The sequence below is a fragment of the Streptomyces europaeiscabiei genome, assembly GCF_036346855.1.
Classification (GTDB): Bacteria; Actinomycetota; Actinomycetes; order Streptomycetales; family Streptomycetaceae; genus Streptomyces; species Streptomyces europaeiscabiei.
In genome coordinates this window covers 10,007,157-10,026,986 of sequence record NZ_CP107841.1, presented here as the reverse complement: position 1 = coordinate 10,026,986, position 19,830 = coordinate 10,007,157, and the positions used below count along the sequence as shown (strand labels likewise).

Here is a 19,830-nt window from a genome sequence, read left to right as displayed (position 1 = left end):
GGCAGGCACCGGCTTCCCGAGCCCGCTCTGGCAGCTGTCAGGAGCCGATGGACATGGCGAGCCGTGGCGTGAGGCCCGTCCGTACCCGAACCGGCCGTTTCCCCGCGACGCAAGGGGAACGGGAGCGGCACAATGACGCCACGTCACGCCGCGGCGGGCCTCAACTGCCCGCAGCCATCGCATTCCTGGGCGTGCGAGGAAAGGAAGACGTGAGCGAGATCCAGGCCGACGACGACACCCCGCTCAAGCGACCCGACACCGACACGGCGCACAACGCCCGCGTCTGGAACTACTGGCAGGGCGGCACGGACAACTACGAGGTCGACCGCCAGGTCGGTGATCACGTCGCCGGCCTGATTCCCGTCATCCGTGACATCGCGTCCGCCGACCGGCAGTTCCTCACCCGCGCCGTGCGCCACCTGGCCGAGGAGCATGGGATACGCCAGTTCCTCGACATCGGCACCGGCCTGCCCGCCCTGGAGAACACCCACGAGATAGCCCAGCGCGTCGCACCCGCGTCGAGGATCGTGTACGTCGACAACGACCCCGTGGTTCTCGCGTACGCCCGGACCCGGCTGACCAGCACCGAGGACGGTGCCGCCGTCTACGTCGACGCCGACGCGCACGACCCGGACACCATCCTGCGCATCGCCGGCCGGACACTCGACTTCACCGAGCCCGTCGCCCTCATGCTGCTCGGCATTCTCAACTTCGTCCTCGACGACACCGAAGCACAGACCATCACACGTCGGCTCCTGGAGCCGCTCGCCCCCGGCAGCTTCCTGGTGCTGACCCATCCCACGACCGAGCCCGAACTCGGCGGCGAGCTCCAGCTGGAGGCGATGGAATTCTGGAACGCCAACGCCAAGCCGCCGGTCACGGCACGCAAGGTCAAGGACGTCAGCCAGTATTTCGACGGCCTGACACTCCTGGAACCGGGCCTGGTCCCGTGCTCCCTGTGGCGCCCCTGTCCCGGCGACGAGCCCACGGTCGTACCGCAGTTGGGCGCCGTGGCGCAGAAGCACTGACCGCACGGGCACCGGTCCCGTCGGGTCGGGGCCGGGCGAGCCGGAGGGTGCGGAGTTCGGCGTTGCCGCGGTTGGCGGCGCGGAGCGCCCCGGCTCGCCGGTGCGGGTTTTCGTCCAGACCGCTGTCCAGACCACTGTCCAGACGGCTGTCCAGACCGCTGTCGAGGCCGGGGTCACCAGGTCGTCCACCGAGGTGCCCCGGCACCCGTGCGTCGGGACAAGGACGGCAGGAGTGTCGATGCCCCTGACGGTGCCGAGGGCGCGTGGGGGGTCCCGTGTCAGCGTTCACGAGGTCGCCTGCCGGTCAGGCGGGAGCGGGCCCCGTGGTGTGGCGTCGGGTTCGGGTGCGTCCCCATGCCGTGGCGGAGACGGCGAGGACGGAGAGGAGGACGAGGGCGGTGGCCGGGCCGAGTACGGTCCAGGGTGCCAGTTCCACGTAGGGCTGGTTCTCCGAGAGCAGGCGGCCCCACTCCGGGGTGGGCGGCTGTTCGCCCAGGCCGAGGAAGCCGAGGGAGGCCAGGACCAGGACCGTGGTGGGCAGTCGCAGCAGGGCGTTGCGCACCACCGCGGGCAGGACCGCGGGCAGCAGGTGGCGGCGCAGGAGGTAGGTGGGGCCCGCGCCGAGGGAGACCGACGCGAGCAGGTGGCCGCTGGCCCGTTCCTGTTCGAGCAGGGCTGCGGCCTGGGCGGCGTACGGGGTCCAGGCCACCACGCACACCGCGCACGCGGCGCCCCAGACCGACGGTCCGGTCACCGCCGTCGTGAGCAGTCCGGCGAGGACGGCCGGCAGCGTCGACACCACTTCGGTCAGACCCGCCCCCAGCCGTGCGGCCGTACCGATGACAAGTCCGACGAGGGCGCTGACCACGGTCACCGCGAGGGCCGCGCCGATCGTGCGCAGGGCTCCGTGGCCCAGCCGGGCCAGCAGGTCGCGGCCCAGCGAGTCGGTGCCGAGGGGATGCGCGAAGGAGGGTGGCAGCAGCCGGGCTGTCGTCTCCACGTGCAAGGGGTCGCGCAGAAGGCCGGACACGACCAGAGCGAGCAGGGCGACGACGCAGCATCCGATGACCCAGGGCAGCGACCGCGTCCGTACGAGCGTGGGCGGGTGCAGGGCGGGCAGCGCGCCGTCCCGCAGGGCCGGGCCGAGCAGAGCGTGCCGCACCGCCTGGATGACAAAGCCGGCGCAGACGCCGAGCAGGACCAAGGCCAGCGTCGCGGTCTGCAGCGGCGGCATGTCCTGGGCGATCGCCGCGTCCAGTGCGAGACGGCCGAGGCCCGGGATGTTGAAGATCTTCTCCACCGCGACCGCACCGCCGACCAGGGCGACGACGGTCGGCAGGAGCTGCGGGAGCACCCCGGCCAGGGCGCGGCGCAGCGCGGTGCGCGCGATGCGGCCGCCCGAGTATCCGTAGGCGAGCCAGGTCCGTGCCCACGGCTCGTTGAAGGCGGCGGGCAGGGACTGGTCGAGCAGACCGCCGATCATCGCCCCGGAGGGCACACCGAGGGCGAGGGCGGGCAGCACCATCGACCGCGGCCCCTCCCAGCCTTGTGGGGGGAACCAGCCCAGCCACACCCCGAACACCGTCGCCAGCAGTGAGGCGAGCAGGAACTTGGGCAACGCGGCGAGGACGGCGGCCACGGTGCCCGCCCGTTTCCGCCGCAGCCTTCGCCGGGAGCCGAGGTGGAGCGTGCGGGCGCAGACGAGCGCGGCCACCGCGGTGGTGACCGCCAGCGCGCCCAGCACGAGCGTGACGGAGACCGCGAGGGCGGTCGTCACCTGGGGCAGCACCGGTTCGCCCGACACCCAGGAGGTGCCCGCGTCGCCGCGCACCAGACCGCCCAGCCATCGCGTGAAGTGGGCGAACGGCCCTTCCTCCAGACCCAGTTGCTCGCGTACGGCGGTCAGCTGGGCCGGGGTCGGGTCCTGGTCGGCGGAGCGGGCGCGCAGGACGGTCAGGGCGGGGTCGACACCGGACAGCCAGGGCAGGAAGGCGACGGCCGCCAGCAGCGCGGTTCCCGCGGCGACGCGGCCGGCTCCCGCGTGCCACCGGGTCTGACCGCCCTGGGCGGCGGCTGACGACGTGGTGCTCATCGGCGGCTACTTCAGGCGGGTGTCGACGTCGACGAGGGAGCGCTCGCGGGGGTCGAGGAGGACGCCCTCGACGTCGTCGGAGATGCCCTGCACGACCTTCTCATGGACCAGCGGGACGACGGCGTCGGTGCGCAGGATCTCCGCCTCGGCCTGCATGATCTTCTTCTGCCGCTCGGCCGTGTCGCCCTCCCCGGCGGCGGACTTGATGGCCTCGTCGACCTTCTCGTCATTCAGGCCGGCGATGTTGTAGACGCCGTCGCCGGTGTAGTCGCTGGCGAGGTAGGCCACCGCGTCGCCGGTGTCGAGGAGTGTGACCCGGGAGAAGACGAGGGCGTCGTACCTGCCCGCGAGGAGGTCGGCCTCCATCTGCGTGTACTCGCGTACGTCCTGCTTCACGGTGAACCCGGCCTTCTCCAGCTGCTGCTGGAGGACCGTCGCGGCCTCGGGGAGTTCGGCGCGGTTGGTGTACGTGGCCAGGCGCAGGGTCTTGCCCTTCGTCTCCGCCTTCACCTGCGCGGTGGTCGCGGCCTTGGCCCGGCCGGTCACCTCGACGCGCCGGTCGGCGGCCCACGAGACGGCCGGCCCGAACAGACCCTGCGCGGGGTCGGCGTATCCGCCGAAGACGGAGTCGACGAGGACGCCGCCGTCCACGCCCTCACGGGCGGCGGCACGCAGGGCCGCGTCGGTGAAGAGGCCGCTGCCGGTGTTGAGGATCAGGCTGTCGGTGCGTACGGAGGGCACTTCGTGGCGGGTGTTCTCGTCGAGGAGCTTCGCCTGGGCGGTGGGGATCCATTCGGCGATGTCGACGTCGCCGCCGCGCAGGGCGTTGGCGCGGGCGGTGCCGTCGGCGATCCAGCTGACGTCGATGCCGGACGCCTTGGCCTTGCCACCCCAGTAACCGTCGTAGCGGTCGAGGGTGGCCTTGGTCTTTCCGGTCAGCTTGGTGATCGCGAAGGGGCCGGTGCCGGTGCCGACGGGGCTGACGGTGCCGTCGGTGGCGTACGCCTTCTCGGAGAGGATGCCGAGGGCGGGACTGGCGAGGCGCAGCGGGAGGACCGGATCGGCGGTCTTGGTGCTGATGGTGACGGTGTCGGCGTCGTCGGCCTCGGCGGTCAGCGTCACGTCGCTCAGCACACGCGGCTTGGTCTCGGCCGCGTTCGCGTGGTCGAGCGCGTTGACGACCGACGCGGCGGTGACGTCGGTGCCGTCCTGGAAGGTGGCCTTGCGCAGCTCGAAGGTCCAGGTCGTGGCGTTCTTCCGGGTCCAGGACCTCGCCAGCGCGGGTGCGGCCGCGCCGTCCTCGTCCAGGGCGGTGAGTCCTTCGGCCACCGAGAGTTTGCTGAGCACGGTGGCGTCATTGCTGTACGGCGACAGGGCCTGCACCGGCGGCACGGCGAGGGCTATCCGCAGGCGGCCGGCCGCTCCCGACCCGCCACTCGCACCTGAGCCGTCCTCGCCGGAGGCGAAGCAACCGGCGAGCATCGGGGTGAGGGCGAGAGCCGCCAGAAGGCGGCGGGGAGTGGTGCGCATGGTCGGTCCTGTCTTGCGGCGGGCAGATCGCGCCCCCGGTGTGCGGCAGCGGCATCCGGGGTCTCGACGACACAATATAAGGCGAGCCTTACCAAACTTTCACCGGGTGCTTGAGGCCTCAACCTTGCGGCACCTTGCCCCGTCCGCGTTCGGGCCGAGGATCCACACCGTCCGAGCGGAACGGCCGGGCGCAGTCGACCACGGGAGTACCGAACCGTCCCATCTGGCGTCGGCGCGACGTCAGATCCCGCGTTCCCGGCGCCGGTCGGTACGGGTCGGCTCCCGGAAGCCCGCCGAGGTCAGGCGGTCGGTCGACGTGCGGTCAGGCAGTCGCTCGACATGCGGTCGGTGGCCGGTCGACGTGCGGTCGGCACTCGCTCGACGTGGGTCAGGCAGTCGCTCGACATGCGGTCGGTGGCCGTTTCGTGGGCGAGGAGACGGTCCACACCGCACAGGCGGAGCCCAATCGGCGACCTGCCCCAGAGGTCGGTGTCGCCGAGCGCTGCCGGACACGGACGGGTCGATGCGCGGGTTGCCAACGCCGGCGAGACGGAGACGCCGGGGGCGGGTATGGCGGCCACGGTGCCGGGCTCCAGCGGGTTCCGCCCCGATACGGTCCGCGGACCGCCAGGTGAACCGGCCAAGGTGGTGCGGAGAGGTGCCGTGCGGGTTGGCAACCACGTCGGGAGCGCAGGGAACCCGGCTGGCGCGGGCCTTCAACCCCCAATTGGCGGCGGCACGTTGAGCGCACGGCCGAGGGCTGAGGCGACGGGGGTGGCGTAGTCGGGCAGGTGCAGGGCGGCCCAGGCGGCAGCCAGTTGGAGGAATGCGTTCAGGTCGCGCTCCGCACCGGCGAGCAGGCGGCGCAGGTCCGTGACGGGTAGCTCGATCACCGCGCTGTTGTCGTGCTCGGCGTCGAGGGTCAACCGGACGATTTCGCCGTGCCGTTCGACGAGCGATGCGGGGTCGTGGCCGAAGGAGGCGCAGCCCTTGCCGTCGACGACGTCCAGCCAGTCGCCTCTCTCGTTGAGGCTGGTGCAGCAGCCCGGCAGCAGCGTGGTGCCGGTTGCGGTGTCAGTGATCCGCAGACCGCCGGATGACAGGAGGTCGTCCATGGTGAGCAGTCCGTGCAGAAAGCCCCCGAGCGGGTCGGCGGGCCGCGGTGCGCGGCCGTCGTCCTCGGGATCGAGGTTGTTGTAGTCGGCGATGCTCATCACCGCTGTGCCGACCTCGGCGGGATCGAGTGCGCCATGGAGCGCCAGGAAGCCGTACGGCTCGCACTCGGCGACGGACCAGAGGGTGAAGCCGTCGGAGGCGCAGAGCTCCAGGACGGGCTGCAGAACGATCACCCGGGAAGTGTGCAGCACACCTGCTCGCTCTGCACCACAATTACCACGACATTCTCTCGCCCCGGTAGCCGAGAAGCTGCCCCCCGCATGTTGTTACGCTCCGCCTCCACGACGAGGAGAGGTGGAAAATGGCGGGAGCGGGGCCGTCGAGTCCTCCGAACCCCTGGTTCAGGGGGACGGTGTTGGGTGTCCTCTTCGGGGGACTGGCTGCGGTGGTGTCCGTTGCCGTCATCGGGAGGGCCTGGGCGGCTTGTGACGTCGGCATCGGTGCCGCCAACGGCATGACGTTGCTCCTCCTCGCCCCGCTCGTGTGGATCGCCGCCGCGATCCCGTGGACGATCCTGCACGGCACCCTCGGACGACGTCATCAGTGGGCGGCACTGGCCGCGGGGTTCGTCGTCACCCTGTGGTTCACCTGGTTCCTCGTGACATGGCTCGGCATGCCGGATTCCTACCCCGACCCCTTGTGCCCGGGGAACGTCCCGCCCTGGTGGCCGGGTTTCCTCCCGGCATGACCCCGCGGCACACCCTGTGGGCGGCCTCGTCCTCCGCTCCGAGGAACTGCCGTACCTCGACGCACCACCTACGCCTCGGACGCCTTCCCCGGCGTGCCGCTCCGCGCCCGCCACGCACCGCTGACCGACCGAATCACCGTGGCGCCGCATGTGCGGGATCTGCGGGATCTGCGGGATCTGCGGCGAGGTGCGGCGAGGTGCGGCGAGGTGCGGCGAGGTGCGGCGAGGTGCGGCGAGGTGCGGCGAGGTGCGGCGAGGTGCGGCGAGGTGCGGCGAGGTGCGGCGAGGTGCGGCGAGGTGCGGCGAGGTGCGGCGAGGTGCGGCGAGGTGCGGCGAGGTGCGGCGAGGTGCGGCGAGGTGCGGCGAGGTGCGGCGAGGTGCGGCGAGGTGCGGCGAGGTGCGGCGAGGTGCGGCGAGGTGCGGCGAGGTGCGGCGAGGTGCGGCGAGGTGCGGCGAGGTGCGGCGAGGTGCGGCGAGGTGCGGCGAGGTGCGGCGAGGTGCGGCGAGGTGAACGGCGAGGCGCCCGGTCCGTCACGGCCTGCAGGCCGGGCGCTTCGCCGCGTCCCGCAGGCCGAGATCATCGATCCCGGCAGGCCGCCCGCGCCCTGCGACTGTCCGGTGCTCGACCTAGACAAGATCGTCCGGCCTCGCCGAAGCGGGTCGCGCCGCCCCAGAAGGGTCAAGCACCGGCTCGGACAGCGCCGACGAGCGCGTCGGCGGAGCGCCGGTTCTCCGCCGACGCCCTTGACCGGACCCCCGACCTCTTGGACGATGTTGCGTATCGCTCGACAAGTTGCTCAATACGCACCGCCGGCTGAGAAGACGAGGTCGTACGCATGTCGCTTCTGAACACGCCCCTGCACGAGCTGGACCCCGAGGTCGCCGCCGCCGTCGACGCCGAGCTGCACCGCCAGCAGTCCACCCTGGAAATGATCGCCTCGGAGAACTTCGCCCCCGTCGCGGTCATGGAGGCCCAGGGCACCGTCCTGACCAACAAGTACGCCGAGGGCTACCCCGGCCGCCGCTACTACGGCGGCTGCGAACACGTCGACGTCACCGAACAGATCGCCATCGACCGCCTCAAGGACCTCTTCGGCGCCGAATACGCCAACGTCCAGCCCCACTCCGGCGCCTCCGCCAACCAGGCCGCCCTCTTCGCCCTCGCCCAGCCCGGCGACACCATCCTCGGCCTCGACCTCGCCCACGGCGGCCACCTCACCCACGGCATGCGCCTGAACTTCTCCGGCAAACAGTTCAACGTCGTCGCCTACCACGTCGACACCGCCACCGGCCTCGTCGACATGGCCGAACTGGAGAAGCTCGCCAAGGAGCACCGCCCGAAGGTGATCATCGCGGGCTGGTCGGCGTACCCGCGTCAGCTGGACTTCGCCGAGTTCCGCCGGATCGCCGACCAGGTCGGGGCCCATCTCTGGGTCGACATGGCGCACTTCGCGGGCCTGGTCGCCGCCGGACTGCACCCCAATCCCGTCGAGCACGCCGACGTGGTCACCTCCACCACCCACAAGACCCTCGGCGGCCCGCGCGGCGGCATCATCCTGGCGAAGAAGGAATTCGCGAAGAAGCTGAACTCCTCCGTCTTCCCCGGCTTCCAGGGCGGCCCCCTGGAACACGTGATCGCGGCCAAGGCGGTCTCCTTCAAGGTCGCGGCCTCCGAGGAGTTCAGGGAGCGCCAGCGCCGCACCGTCGAGGGCGCGCGGATCCTCGCCGAGCGGCTGACCGCCGACGACGCCCGGGAGGCCGGCGTCGACGTCCTGTCCGGCGGCACCGACGTCCACCTCATCCTCGTCGACCTGCGCGCCGGCGAACTCGACGGACAGCAGGCCGAGGACCGCCTCCACGAGGTCGGCATCACCGTCAACCGCAACGCCGTCCCCAACGACCCGCGTCCCCCGATGGTCACCTCCGGCCTGCGCATCGGCACCCCCGCCCTCGCCACCCGCGGCTTCACCGCCGAGGACTTCACCGAGGTCGCCGACGTCATCGCCGAGGCGCTGAAGCCGTCCTACGACGCCGATGCCCTCAGGACCCGGGTCAAGGCCCTCGCCGACAAACACCCGCTCTACCCCGGCCTGGGGAAGTGAGACCCCGGTGGGGCACCCGGACCGTGTGCCCCACCACCGCCCGTTCTGAGGAGTCACCGTGGCCATTTCGGTCTTCGACCTGTTCTCGATCGGCATCGGCCCGTCCAGCTCCCACACGGTCGGCCCGATGCGCGCCGCCCGCATGTTCGCCGTCCGTCTGAAGGAGGACGGCGCACTCACCCGGACCGCCACGGTCCACGCCGAGTTGTACGGCTCGCTGGGCGCCACCGGCCACGGCCACGGCACCCCCAAGGCCGTACTCCTGGGCCTGGAGGGCAACGAGCCTCACACGGTCGACATCAATCAGGCCGAGCACGATGTCGACCACATCAAGTCGACCGGAACGCTACGGCTGTTGGGCGTCGAGATCGGCGACACCCGAGTGATCGCCTTCGACTCCGACAAGGACCTGGTCCTGCACCGCCGCAAGACGCTGCCGTACCACGCCAACGGCATGACCATCCGGGCCTACGACGCGGCGGGCACGGAGCTGTTGTCGAAGACGTACTACTCCGTCGGCGGCGGCTTCGTCGTCGACGAGGACGCGGTCGGCACGGACCGCGTCAAACTCGACGAGACCGTGCTGAAGTACCCCTTCCACAGCGGCGACGACCTGCTCCGTCTCACCCATGAAACCGGTCTGTCCATCTCGGGGTTGATGCTGGAGAACGAGCGCGCCTGGCGCAGCGAGGACGCGATCCGCTCCGGTCTCCTCGACATCTGGCGCGTGATGCAGGCCTGTGTCTCCCGCGGCCTGACCCGCGAGGGCATCCTGCCCGGCGGCCTGAAGGTCCGTCGCCGCGCCGCCCTCACCGCGCGGGCGCTGCGCGCGGCGGGCGACCCGGCCACGCACGCCATGGAATGGACAACCCTCTACGCGATGGCGGTGAACGAGGAGAACGCGGCGGGCGGCCGGGTGGTGACGGCCCCCACGAACGGCGCGGCCGGCATCATCCCCGCCGTCCTGCACTACTACATCAACTTCGTCCCGGGCGCGGACGAGGACGGAGTCGTACGGTTCATGCTGGCCGCCGGCGCCATCGGCATGCTCTTCAAGGAGAACGCCTCCATCTCCGGCGCCGAGGTCGGCTGTCAGGGCGAGGTCGGCTCCGCCTGCTCCATGGCCGCCGGAGCCCTCGCCGAAGTCCTCGGCGGCTCCCCCGAACAGGTCGAGAATGCCGCCGAGATCGGCATGGAACACAACCTCGGCCTCACCTGCGACCCCGTCGGCGGCCTCGTCCAGATCCCCTGCATCGAACGCAACGGCATGGCCGCCGTGAAGGCCGTCACAGCCGCCCGCATGGCCCTGCGTGGCGACGGTCGACACCACGTCTCCCTCGACAAGGTCATCAAGACGATGAAGGAGACCGGCGCCGACATGAGCGTCAAGTACAAGGAGACGGCCCGCGGCGGACTGGCGGTGAACATCATCGAGTGTTAGGGGAACAGCCCTGACCAGTGCGTTCGTGGCCGTGCGGGGCGTGGAGCAAGTCGGGCTCGGTAACTGTCCGGGTGACGGCCGGCCGGTCACCGGAAGTGTCGGCCGGCCGGTGCACCGGCGTGGTCACCGTGGGCCTCTTTCCGGGCTCCTCGGAGTGCCGGTCGGGTTCTTCGCACACGACGCGGAAACTGAGGGCGTGCGTCGAGCCGACCCCGAACGGCTCGGCCCCGGTCGCGGCGAAGGCCGGTACCGCGCCCAGCGCGAAGACGTCGCTCGCCGGTCCGACCGGTTTGCCGCCACACCCTCCGTCGACCGTCCCGGACAGCCGCATCGGCTGCCGGGACGGTCACCGACGCCGCATCGCCCGTACCGTGGACCTGCTGTGCGGACCTGCTGTTGTGGGGCGTTGGAGCCGGGAAAGAACCGAGAAGAAGGGACCTCCCCTTGGCCATTGAACCTGCCTATCCCGAAATGATCCGCGACGAGCAATGCGTACGACCCTTCGATGGCTGGCAGGGCTGCGCGCATGTGCGGGCGTGGCGGTCGGCACCGGATCAAGTGACTGTCATGATCAGTGGCCTGAGCGGCGGTTGCACTCTGCGGAAGTTGCTTCCCCTGCTGCGCGACGAGTACCCGGGCGACGTAGTTCAATTCTTCTTCCACGTGCCCTCGGACTGGACGGCTCTGGGCTACTACGCAGCGCTGACGGTGGGCGACGACGGCACAGTGGTCCAAACACGTATGGCTGGAGACACGCTGGCCGCGCGCCTCGGGCCCACCCTGTACGCCACCGAAGACCCGGACGACGAGACGTCCGGCTATGGCGGAGCCTGAGTCACCAACGCCGCCCACCCGCGGCTCAGCTGTCCATGAGGCGCACACATGGTGGATTCAGGCCGGCATGTACTCCGTCGCCGCGTCCAGCAGCCAGTCCGTCAGGTAGTCGGCGAAGGATGAGCGGACCAGTACCCAGAAGCCGGACGCGGGTTCGTCACGGGCGATCAGGATGATCTGGGTGCGCCCGAGGGTGGTCTGGGCGCAGCGGCCGGCGCCGAAGGCACGTGGGTGCAGGTCCAGGGCGCAGCCGTGCGACAGGAGGTCGCGGGCGCGGGGGCCTGAGACGAGGAGGGTGGTGCGCTGGGCGGAGACGTCGGTGACGGAGATGGGCTCGTCCCCTGCGGCCGTTCGGATCCGGCCCTCCAGGTCCTGCGCACTGCCGGGCGGGCCCACCAGCAGCCATTCGTCCGGTCCCAGCCACAGCGCGGTCAGCTGCCCGGCGCGTACGACGGTGTTGGGTTCGAGCGGGAGTGGGAGGTCCAGGGCGAGGCCGATGGCGTCGGCCGCCGCTCCCTTGGCGTCGAGGCGGATGTCGAGCTGCGTCAGGAAGGGGAGTTCGGCCAGCCGGACCGCGCCCTGAGAGGTGCGGGTGGCGATGGCCAGGCGGTCGGCGGCGTGGGCCAGGGGGCTGCGGGGCGGGACGGTGAGTGCGGTGTCAGCCATCGCGACGGGCTCCCTCGGGGTCGTAGAGGACGGGGCTTGCGACGGTCACCGGGACCAGCCGGTCGCCGACGGGGGCGTACAGCCGCTCGCCGATGCGGTCCCGGCCACCCTTGATCAGGGCGAGCGCGAAGGTCCGGCCGAGGGCGGCGCTGCGGTAGCTGGAGGTGACGTGGCCGAGCATCGGGACGGGCGGGGCGGGCAGGACGCTGTCGGCGACCAGATGGGTGCCCTCGGGGAGGAAGGTGCCGGGGTCCTCCGGGAGCAGGCCGACGAGGTGCTTGCGGTCGGCGCGGAGGGTGTCGGCGCGGGCGTAGGAGCGCTTGCCGATGAAGTCGGGCTTCTTCTTCGAGACGACCCAGCTCATGCCCAGGTCCTGGGGGGTGACGGTGCCGTCGGTGTCCTGGCCGATGATGGGGTAGCCCTTCTCGGCGCGCAGGACGTGCATGGTCTCGGTGCCGTACGGGGTGATGCCGTACGGGGCTCCGGCCTCGTACAACGCCTGCCACAGGGTGAGGGCGTCCCACGGTGACACGTTGATCTCGTAGGCGAGTTCGCCGGAGAAGCTGATCCGGCAGACCCTGGCCTCGATGCCGGCGACAGCCGTCTCGCGCCAGGCCATGAACGGGAAGTCGTCGTTGGACACGGCCAGTCGGGGGGCGAGTGCGCCGAGGACGTCGCGGGAGCGGGGGCCGACCAGGGCGACGGTGGCCCACTGTTCGGTCACGGACGTGCAGTGGACCTTCAGCTCGGGCCACTCGGTCTGCAGCCACTCCTCCATCCAGTCCAGTACGGCGGCCGCGTTGCCGGTGGTCGTGGTGACCAGGAAGCGGTCCTGGGCCAGGCGGATGACCGTGCCGTCGTCGAAGAGCATGCCGTCCAGGCGGCACATGACGCCGTAGCGGATCATGCCGACCTTCAGGGTGCTCATCATGTTCGTGTAGAGCCGGTCGAGGAAGACGGCGGCGTCCGGGCCCTGGACGTCGATCTTGCCGAGGGTGGAGGCGTCCATGAAGGCGACGCCGTCGCGGGCGGCGGCGCACTCGCGCAGCACGGCCCCCTCCATGGTCTCGCCGCCTTGCGGGTAGTACCAAGGGCGCTTCCACTGGCCGACGTTCTCGAACAGGGCGCCGTGCGCGACATGCCACTCGTGGACGGCGGTCGTGCGGACCGGGTCGCTCAGAGCGCCGCGGTCACGGCCTGCGAGCGCCGCGAAGGAGACCGGCGTGTACGGCGGCCGGAACGTGGTCGTGCCGAGCGCGGAGATGTCCACGCCGAGCAGTTCGGCGACCACGCCGCTGGCCAGGACCCCTGAGGTCTTGCCCTGGTCGTTGGCGGTGCCGGCCGTGGTGTAGCGCTTGGTGTGCTCCACCGAGCGCATGCCGGCGCCGGTCGCGCGGGTCAGGTCGTCGACGGTGACGTCTCGTTGGAGGTCGACGAAGCGGGGTGCGCCGGAGGCGTCCGGCACGGCGTAGAGATGCATGGGCGGAGTCGGCCGCGGCGGTGCGGCCACGTCCGGGAGGAGAGGGGATTCCGGGGTGTAGCCCTCGGCCTCGATCGCGCGCGCACCGGCGGCGGCGCCCTGTGCGAGAACCCCGGCGAGGTCGAACTCTCCGCTCGCGCCGCCCGCCACCTCGACCGCCTGACGGCAGCTGTCGGGGACGAACGAGCCCAGTGTCTCGTCGTGGCGCAGTCTGCCGCCCGCCTGGCTGAAGAGGTGTGCGACCGGGTTCCAGCCGCCGGAGACCAGCAGGAGGTCGGCGGCGAACCGCCGCTGCTCCGCGGGCTCCCCGTGCGGGGCGGCGGTCACGGTGGTGAGGCGCGGGTCGCCCTCCGTGCCGGTGACGGCGTGCCCGGCCAGCACCTCGATGCCGGCCTCCTGGGCGCGCCGCGCCCACTCCCCCGGTTCGGGGCGGGTGTCGACGATCGCCGTGACGTCCACGCCCGCCGCGGCGAGGTCCAGGGCCGCCGCGTAGGCGCTGTCGTTGGTCGTGAAGACGACCGCCCGGCGGCCCGGCAGGACTCCGTGGCGGTTGGCGTAGGTGCGGGCCGAGGCGGCCAGCATCACGCCGGGGCGGTCGTTGTCCGCGAAGGCCAGGGAGCGCTCGTGGGCGCCGGTGGCGAGGACGACTCGGCGGGCCCGGATGCGCCAGACGCGTTCGCGGGAGACGTGTCCGGGGGCGCCCGCGCCCAGGTGGTTGGTGCGGCGTTCCACGGCGAGGAGGTGGTTGTCGTCGTAGTAGCCGAAGACGGTGGTGCGGCGCAGTACGCGGACCTCCGGGGCGGTGTCGAGGCGTCCGGCGGTCTCCTCGGCCCAGTCGAGGTGTTCGCCGGTGCCCAGGAGGCTGCCGCCCAGGTGTGGTTGGTCGTCGGCGAGGATGACCCGGGCGCCACTGTTCGCGGCCGCCGCGGCGGCCGCGAGGCCGGCCGGGCCCGCGCCGACGATCAGCAGGTCGCAGTGGGCGTGCACGGCGTCGTAGCGGGCCGGGTCGGGCTCGGTGGCCAGGCGGCCCTGGCCGGGGAGGCTGCTCGCCACGAGGCCGTCGTACAGCTCGACGGTCGTCGCGGGGAGCATCGGCTCCGGGAAGGGGGCCTCGATCTGGATGACCGCGTTGGGTTCCTCGACGCCGGCCGAGAAGATGCCTCGGGGGCGGCCGAGTTTGATGCTGGTGCCGGTCTGGATGACGCCGTTGGCGAGGAGGGCGGAGGCGAGGGTGTCGCCCTGGTAGCCCTGGTATGCGGTGCCGTCGAAGGTGAAGGTGAGGGGGGCGGCGCGGTCGATTCGGCCTCGGGTGAGATGGCGGAAGGGCTGGCCCGCGGCAGAGCCGCTGACGGATGCGGCGCCCCCGCCGCCGCTACCCGACCCCTCCCTGGGGGCTGCGCCCCCGGAGGACCCCTCTTCGGCCTGAACGGCCTCGTCCTCACGAGCCGGGCGGGCCGCTTGTGCCGGGTTCGGCCGAGGGGTGACCGGACGTGGCGCAGAGCTCGCCGGAGGCGCTGCGGAGACCTCGCGGGCAGGCGAGAGCGCCGCACGCCTCAGGTCCTCCGCGGCCGGACGGGGCTCCCCCGCCCGGTAGACCGCCAGGATCTCGTTCGTCGACGTGTCCCGTACCGCGTTGAACCACTTGCGGCAGCCCGCCGCATGGCTCCAGCGTTCGGCGAACGGGCCCTTGGTGTTGTCGCGGAAGAAGAGGTAGCGGGCCCACTCCTCGTCGGTGAGGGCCGACGGGGTCTCGGGGTAGGGCACGTGTGCCTGGCCGCCGTAGTGGAACTCGGCCTCGTCGCGGGGCCCGCACCACGGGCAGGTGATGAGCAGCATGGTTGGGCTCCCTAGTGGGCCACCGCGGCCGCGCCGTGCTCGTCGACGAGCGCGCCGGTGGTGAAACGGTCGAGCGAGAAGGGGGCGTTGAGGGGGTGGGGGGTGTCGTGGGCGATGGTGTGGGCGTAGACCCAGCCGACACCCGGGGTGGCCTTGAAGCCGCCCGTCCCCCAGCCGCAGTTGAGGTAGAGGTTGTCGACCGGGGTGAGGCCGATGATCGGGGAGGCGTCGGGGCTGACATCGACGATGCCGCCCCAGGTGCGCAGGACGTGGGCGCGGGCGAAGACCGGGAAGAGTTCCAGGGCCGCGGACATCTGCTCCTCGATGATGTGGAACGCGCCGCGCTGCGTGTAGGAGTTGTACGAGTCGATGCCCGCGCCCATCACCAGCTCGCCCTTGTGGGCCTGGCTGACGTACACATGGACCGCGTTGGACATGACGACCGTCGGGTGCACCGGCTCCAGCAGTTCCGACACGAGTGCCTGCAACGGGTGGCTCTGGAGAGGGAGTTCGATGCCGGCCATGGCGGCCAGGACCGAGGTGTGGCCCGCCGAGCAGAGTGCGACCTTGCCGGCTGCGATCGGGCCGAGCGTCGTCTGCACGCCGACCACCCGGCCGCCGACCACGTCCAGACCGGTGACCTCGCAGTTCTGGATGATGTCGATGCCTGCGGCGTCAGCCGAGCGGGCCAGGCCCCAGGCCACGTGGTCGTGCTTGGCGATGCCCGCGCGCGGCTGGTAGGTGGCGCCCAGGACCGGGTAGCGCACGTCCGGGGAGATGTTGACGATCGGGCAGACGTCCTTGACCCCGTCGGCGTCGAGCCATTCGGCGTCCACGCCGTTCAGCCGGTTCGCCTCCACACGGCGCACGCTGTCCCGTACGTCCTGGAGGCTGTGGGCGAGGTTCAGCACACCGCGCTGGGAGAACAGGATCGGGTAGTCGAGCTCCTCGGCGAGGCCCTCCCACAGCTTGAGCGCGTGCTCGTAGATGCCGGCGCTCTCGTCCCACAGGTAGTTGGAGCGGATGATGGTGGTGTTGCGGGCCATGTTGCCGCCCGCCAGCCAGCCCTTCTCCAGCACGGCCACGTTGGTGATGCCGTGGTTCTTCGCGAGGTAGTGGGCAGTGGCGAGACCGTGTCCGCCGCCGCCGACGACGATCACGTCGTACGAACGCTTCGGCTCCGGCGTGCGCCACAGCCAGTCGGGGTGTTCGGGCAGCTCGGCGCCAGGGGTACGGGGGCTCATCGGACGTCTCCGTCGTGTGAGAGGTGCGGACAGAGCGGGCGGTCGGGGCCCGACGCGTTCATACAGGCGGTCGCGTTCATGCAGGCGGTCGCGTCCCTACGGGCGTTCGCGTTCATACGGGGTTCGCGTTCCTCTCGGCGGCCTCGACGACGTTGGCGAGGAGCATCGCCCGCGTCATCGGTCCCACTCCCCCGGGCATCGGCGCGAGCCATCCGGCGACCTGGGCGGCGTCCGGGTGCACATCGCCGACCAGCCCCTGGTCGGTGCGGGTGATACCGACGTCCAGGACGGCCGCGCCGGGGCGCAGCATCTCCTTGGTGACCAGCCCGGGTGAGCCGGCCGCCGCGACGACGATGTCCGCCTCACGTACGTGCCAGGCCAGGCCCGTGGTCCCGGTGTGGCAGAGGGTGACGGTGGCGTTCTCGGACCTGCGGGTGAGGAGCAGGCCGAGGGGCCGTCCCACGGTGATGCCACGTCCGATCACGCAGACCCGCGCCCCGGCGAGGGGCACCTCGTACCGGCGGAGCAGTTCGACGATGCCGCGCGGGGTGCAGGGCAGGGGTGCCTCGACCCCGAGGGTGAGCCGCCCGAGGCTGACCGGGTGCAGGCCGTCGGCGTCCTTGGCCGGGTCCATGCGTTCCAGTACGGCGTTGGCGTCGAGGTGGCGCGGAAGCGGCAGCTGCACGATGTAGCCGGTGCAGGCCGGATCGGCGTTCAGCTCGTCGATGACGTCCTCGACCTGCCGCTGAGTCGCGTCGGCGGGAAGCTCCCGGCGCAGTGAGGCGATCCCCACCTGAGCGCAGTCCCGATGCTTGCCACCGACGTAGGCCCGACTACCGGGATCGTCACCGACGAGAACGGTCCCGAGCCCGGGCGGAGGGCCACCCGCGGCGGTCAACTTGGCGACACGCTCGGCAAGTTCACGACGAATAACGGCTGCCGTGGCCTTCCCATCAAGCAACTGTGCGCTCACCGACGGCACTCCTTCCAAGAACCCGAGCCACGACGCACCTGCACTCGCTCGACGCCCCACCGGCGCCCCACCGACGCACCCCCTTCGAACCCTCACCCACGAAGACGGGACATGGTCGGGTCGAACAACGGCTCCTCGGCCACCACGGCCTCGACGCGCTGGTCGAAGTACCCGATGTGCAACGTGGTCCCGGGCACCGCGAGCTCCACCGGCAGCCACGCGTAGGCGATCGGCTTGCCGATCGTGTAGCCGTACGCCGCGCTCGTGACGTAGCCGACGCCCCGGTCGCCGTCGTACACCGGCTCCTTGCCCATGACGACCGCCTGCGGGTCGTCGATGGTGAGACAGGTCAACTTCCGCCGTACGTCGGCCCTGCGGCGCTCCAGCGCCGCCTTGCCGATGAAGTCGTCCTTGTCGGGCTTGACGGCGAAGCCCACGCCGGCCTCGTACGGATCGTGCTCGTACGTCATGTCGGTGCCGAAGGAGCGGTAGCCCTTCTCCAGGCGGAGGCTGTTGAAGGCGCCGCGGCCGGCGATGACGCCGCCGAGCGGCCGGGCGGCGGCCCAGAGCGTGTCCCACAGCTTCTGCCCCAGGTCGGCCGTGGTGTACAGCTCCCAGCCGAGTTCGCCGACGTACGACAGTCGCATGGCCGTGACGGGGACGGAGCCGATGTGGGCGCGCTTGGCGCGGAAGTACTTCAGGCCGTCGGCCGAGAAGTCCTCGTCCGTCAGCGGCTGGAGGACCTTGCGGGCGAGCGGGCCCCAGAGGCCGATGCAGCAGGTGCCGGGGGTGATGTCGCGGACCTGGACCGTGCCGTCGGCGGGGAGGTGGCGGGTGAACCAGTCGAGGTCGAGGTTGCCGTTGGCGCCGACCTGGAAGACGTCGCGGGCGAGGCGGGCGACCGTGATGTCGCTGCGGATGCCGCCGTCGTGGTCCAGCAGCAGCGTGTACGTCACCGAGCCGACGGACTTGGCGACCTTGCTCGTGACCAGCCGCTCCAGGAAGTCGGCGGCGCCGGGGCCGGTGACCTCCAGGCGCTTGAGGGCCGTCATGTCGTACATCGCGACGGTCTCGCGGGTGGCCTGGGCCTCGGCGCCGACGATGGGCGACCAGTACTGCGCGGCCCAGTCGTTCGGGGTGGGGATGTTGCGGCCCTCGACCAGTGCGGCGTTCGCCTCGTACCACTGCGGGCGCTCCCAGCCGTTCGCCTCCAGGAAGACGGCGCCGTGCTCCTGCTGGCGGGCGTGGAAGGGGCTGGTGCGGATCGGGCGGGGCTTCCCGGAGGGCTGGAGGGGGTGGAGGATGTCGTAGACCTCGACGAAGTTCTGGCAGTCGCGGGCCAGGACGTACTCCGGGGAGAGCTGGTGCGGCTCGAAGCGGTTGACGTCGCACTCGTGCAGGTCGAAGGAGGAGCAGTAGCCGTCGACCAGCCATTCGGCGACGGCCCTGCCCACGCCCGCCGAGTGCGTGACCCAGACGGCCTCCGCGACCCAGAAGCCCTTGACGTCCGGGGATTCGCCGAGGAGCGGGTAGCCGTCGGTGGTGAAGGAGAACAGGCCGTTGATGCCCTCCTCGACCTTGGCCTCCGCCGTCGCGGGCAGCAGGGACTGCGTCTCGGTCCAGGCGTCGGCGAAGTCCTCCTCGGTGAACTTCATGACCGACGGCATCTCGTCGGCCTCGTCCACGGACAGGATGTCGTCGGCGGAGATGGGCATCGGGCGGTGGCCGTAGTAACCGATGCCGATGCCGTCGAAGCGGTCGCGGTAGTAGAGGTCGGCGTCCTGGTGGCGCAGGATCGGCCGCACCGCCTCCTCGGTCTGGCCGGCCAGCGCCGGTACCGGGCCGGTCCAGGCGAGCTGGTGGGCGAGCGGGGTGAGCGGAAGGTTCATGCCGACCATGCGGGCGATCTTCGGGCCCCAGATGCCGGCGCAGCACACGACGATGTCGGCGGGGATCTCGCCCTGGTCGGTGAGGACGCCGGTGACCTCGCCGTCGGTCTGTGTCACGTCGAGGACTTCGTGGCGGGCGAGGAAGGTCACGCCGCGCTCGGTGGCCCGGCGGATCTGCGCCTCGACGGCGAGAACCGCCTTGGCGAGGCCGTCCGTCGGTACCAGGAGGCCGCCGAGGACCTTGTCGCGGTTCACCAGCGGGTGCTGCTCGACGCATTCGTCGGCGCTCAGCAGGCGGGCCTCGATGCCCCAGGCGGTGATCCAGCCGTGGCGGCGGTGCAGTTCGGTCAGGCGCTCGGGGGTGGTGGCCACTTCGAGGCCGCCGACCTGCAGGAAGCAGGGCTGGCCGTCGACGTCGAGGGAGCAGAACTTCTCGACGGTGTAGCGCGCCAGCTCGGTCATGGTCTTGGACGGGTTGGTCTGGAAGACCAGGCCCGGGGCGTGTGACGAGGAGCCCCCGGTGGCGGGGAGCGGGCCCTGGTCGACCACGGTCACTTCGGTCCAGCCGCGCGCGGAGATCTCGTCCGCGAGGGCCGCGCCAACGACTCCCGCTCCGATGATGACCACTCGGGGTCCCGCCATCGCCGCACCTCCGATTGAAAACTAGTCCAGCCGGTTCAGTTGCTGTCTGCGCAACATGGTTCAGGTTGCGCAACTCAATGTGCCTGTCTCGGGGAGGGGGTGTCAAGAGGTCCGTGACCCGAGGAGAACACCACCGGACACGGCACCGGACAGGGTCCTCGAAACGGCCCGGAACACGGCGATGCCCGGTGGGCGGCGCACATCCGTGC

Annotated in this window: 13 protein-coding genes; 5 read left to right on the top strand and 8 right to left on the bottom strand. The window is 71.3% G+C overall.

The window, feature by feature from the left end; genetic code table 11:
* Nucleotides 1-209: 209 nt before the first annotated feature.
* The gene (locus OG858_RS43485) at nt 210-1,028 is read left to right on the top strand and encodes an SAM-dependent methyltransferase (RefSeq protein ID WP_319065807.1); all 819 of its coding nucleotides are present in this window, start codon (nt 210-212) and stop codon (nt 1,026-1,028) included.
* A gap of 304 nt (nt 1,029-1,332) precedes the next feature.
* Here OG858_RS43485 and OG858_RS43480 read toward each other — a convergent pair whose 3' ends face one another.
* From OG858_RS43480 to OG858_RS43470, 3 genes are all read right to left on the bottom strand, one after another.
* Nucleotides 1,333-3,120, bottom strand: coding sequence for an ABC transporter permease subunit (locus tag OG858_RS43480; protein WP_328543855.1), 1,788 nt, complete (start codon nt 3,118-3,120; stop codon nt 1,333-1,335).
* A gap of 6 nt (nt 3,121-3,126) precedes the next feature.
* Nucleotides 3,127-4,650, bottom strand: a complete 1,524-nt coding sequence (locus OG858_RS43475; RefSeq protein WP_319264684.1) for an ABC transporter substrate-binding protein — start codon at nt 4,648-4,650, stop codon at nt 3,127-3,129.
* A gap of 716 nt (nt 4,651-5,366) precedes the next feature.
* Entirely contained in the window at nt 5,367-5,999 is a 633-nt protein-coding gene (locus OG858_RS43470) for a hypothetical protein (protein WP_328543856.1), read from the bottom strand.
* 128 nt (nt 6,000-6,127) lie between these two features.
* Between OG858_RS43470 and OG858_RS43465 the strand changes: the two genes are divergently transcribed.
* The 4 genes from OG858_RS43465 to OG858_RS43450 all read left to right on the top strand — a co-directional run bounded on the left by OG858_RS43465 (nt 6,128) and on the right by OG858_RS43450 (nt 10,891).
* Complete coding sequence (locus OG858_RS43465) at nt 6,128-6,514, top strand: hypothetical protein (RefSeq protein WP_086753743.1); 387 nt, start codon at nt 6,128-6,130, stop codon at nt 6,512-6,514.
* 836 nt (nt 6,515-7,350) lie between these two features.
* The gene (gene glyA / locus OG858_RS43460) at nt 7,351-8,616 is read left to right on the top strand and encodes a serine hydroxymethyltransferase (protein WP_328543857.1); all 1,266 of its coding nucleotides are present in this window, start codon (nt 7,351-7,353) and stop codon (nt 8,614-8,616) included.
* A 58-nt stretch (nt 8,617-8,674) separates the two neighbouring features.
* On the top strand, nt 8,675-10,057 hold the full coding sequence (locus tag OG858_RS43455; RefSeq protein WP_328543858.1) for an L-serine ammonia-lyase: 1,383 nt from the start codon (nt 8,675-8,677) through the stop codon (nt 10,055-10,057).
* Between the two features lie 567 nt (nt 10,058-10,624).
* The gene (locus tag OG858_RS43450; protein ID WP_319065258.1) at nt 10,625-10,891 is read left to right on the top strand and encodes a hypothetical protein; all 267 of its coding nucleotides are present in this window, start codon (nt 10,625-10,627) and stop codon (nt 10,889-10,891) included.
* A gap of 57 nt (nt 10,892-10,948) precedes the next feature.
* Here the strand turns inward: OG858_RS43450 and OG858_RS43445 are convergent, their stop codons facing one another.
* The 5 genes from OG858_RS43445 to OG858_RS43425 all read right to left on the bottom strand — a co-directional run bounded on the left by OG858_RS43445 (nt 10,949) and on the right by OG858_RS43425 (nt 19,621).
* Nucleotides 10,949-11,557, bottom strand: a complete 609-nt coding sequence (locus OG858_RS43445; RefSeq protein ID WP_319269623.1) for a sarcosine oxidase subunit gamma — start codon at nt 11,555-11,557, stop codon at nt 10,949-10,951.
* A complete protein-coding gene (locus OG858_RS43440; RefSeq protein WP_086750959.1) occupies nt 11,550-14,873 on the bottom strand; it encodes a sarcosine oxidase subunit delta family protein in 3,324 nt (1,107 codons plus the stop codon). The genes OG858_RS43445 and OG858_RS43440 overlap by 8 nt, the downstream gene beginning before the upstream one ends.
* A gap of 11 nt (nt 14,874-14,884) precedes the next feature.
* Nucleotides 14,885-16,117 carry a sarcosine oxidase subunit beta family protein gene (locus OG858_RS43435; protein WP_328543859.1) on the bottom strand — a complete coding sequence of 411 codons (1,233 nt, stop codon included), beginning with the start codon at nt 16,115-16,117 and terminating at the stop codon, nt 14,885-14,887.
* A 112-nt stretch (nt 16,118-16,229) separates the two neighbouring features.
* Complete coding sequence (locus tag OG858_RS43430) at nt 16,230-17,090, bottom strand: bifunctional methylenetetrahydrofolate dehydrogenase/methenyltetrahydrofolate cyclohydrolase (protein WP_328543860.1); 861 nt, start codon at nt 17,088-17,090, stop codon at nt 16,230-16,232.
* Between the two features lie 92 nt (nt 17,091-17,182).
* On the bottom strand, nt 17,183-19,621 hold the full coding sequence (locus OG858_RS43425) for a GcvT family protein (protein ID WP_319065263.1): 2,439 nt from the start codon (nt 19,619-19,621) through the stop codon (nt 17,183-17,185).
* Nucleotides 19,622-19,830 lie beyond the last annotated feature (209 nt).

Bases quoted from the DNA above. Each gene is read 5' to 3' on its own strand.
- OG858_RS43445 (WP_319269623.1), bottom strand. From the start codon at position 11,557: ATGGCTGACACCGCACTCACCGTCCCGCCCCGCAGCCCCCTGGCCCAC.
- OG858_RS43475 (WP_319264684.1), bottom strand. From the start codon at position 4,650: ATGCGCACCACTCCCCGCCGCCTTCTGGCGGCTCTCGCCCTCACCCCG.
- OG858_RS43435 (WP_328543859.1), bottom strand. From the start codon at position 16,117: ATGAGCCCCCGTACCCCTGGCGCCGAGCTGCCCGAACACCCCGACTGG.
- OG858_RS43425 (WP_319065263.1), bottom strand. From the start codon at position 19,621: ATGGCGGGACCCCGAGTGGTCATCATCGGAGCGGGAGTCGTTGGCGCG.
- OG858_RS43440 (WP_086750959.1), bottom strand. From the start codon at position 14,873: ATGCTGCTCATCACCTGCCCGTGGTGCGGGCCCCGCGACGAGGCCGAG.
- OG858_RS43480 (WP_328543855.1), bottom strand. From the start codon at position 3,120: ATGAGCACCACGTCGTCAGCCGCCGCCCAGGGCGGTCAGACCCGGTGG.
- OG858_RS43465 (WP_086753743.1), top strand. From the start codon at position 6,128: ATGGCGGGAGCGGGGCCGTCGAGTCCTCCGAACCCCTGGTTCAGGGGG.
- OG858_RS43450 (WP_319065258.1), top strand. From the start codon at position 10,625: ATGATCAGTGGCCTGAGCGGCGGTTGCACTCTGCGGAAGTTGCTTCCC.
- glyA (WP_328543857.1), top strand. From the start codon at position 7,351: ATGTCGCTTCTGAACACGCCCCTGCACGAGCTGGACCCCGAGGTCGCC.